1 pseudogene is annotated in these 741 nt (G+C 68.4%); it reads right to left on the bottom strand.

The features are described from left to right. A pseudogene (locus FGX59_RS38480) lies at nucleotides 1–741 on the bottom strand (transposase); the annotation flags it as partial.

The raw sequence follows: 741 nt of genomic DNA, 5'->3' as shown, positions 1-741 counted from the left end.
CCATACATCTGCCGCTTCAGCATTTTCAGCCGGTTGATCTGTCCCTCGGTCTGGCCATTGGACCACGGCTCGGTCAGGGATGCGGCGACCGCATCGTAGTCCTTTCGGAGGCCGCGGGCAAAGGCGCCCAGCATGCTGTCCTCGGCCTTCTCCAGCCAGGGAGCCAGCGCGGCTTCCATGCCGTCGCGGAATGAGCGCGGGTGCGCCATCGGTCCGAGCGCCCGCGCGAATGCGGTGAAGCTTTCCGCCAGCATTCGGGCGGTCGCCAAGGTCGGCAGCGCCACCTCGATGCGAGCCACCGTGAGCGCCTCTTCCCGGTTCAGGTGGTCCCGCCCCGAGGTCAGAAGCCGCGCGATCTTGCGGGCGGGCGGCGACTTTCCTGTACCCCCGGGAACCGCCTGCTCGGCGCGGCGCTGGCGGGTGGCCCATTCGCCAAGTTCAAGACGGTCTGCGAAGCAGGTCGATCGATCCGGGGGATCGATCGAAGTCGCAGAACCCTGAGGCTGCCTCTGAAGCCATCGGCGCGCAGGCGGCGCCAGAGCTCGGCGCCGTTTCGGCAACCGCCGGCCCATTCGCGTTCCAGCTCGGGCAGCCACGGTGTCAGGCTGCTCTCGCGGATGCGGAAGACATCCTCGCGCTCGCCGCGAAGGACCTGCCGGACGAGCTTCCGGCTGCGGCCGGTCTGGCGCATGATCTGCCGGTCAGGCCATGCCAGCATCGGAGAGTTGCCGGATCATCTGG

The sequence above is a fragment of the Poseidonocella sp. HB161398 genome (genome assembly GCF_005870025.1).
In the GTDB taxonomy this organism is placed as follows: Bacteria; Pseudomonadota; Alphaproteobacteria; order Rhodobacterales; family Rhodobacteraceae; genus Mangrovicoccus.
Note: the sequence above shows the minus strand (reverse complement) of the source record. Positions and strands in the feature narration are given on the sequence as shown.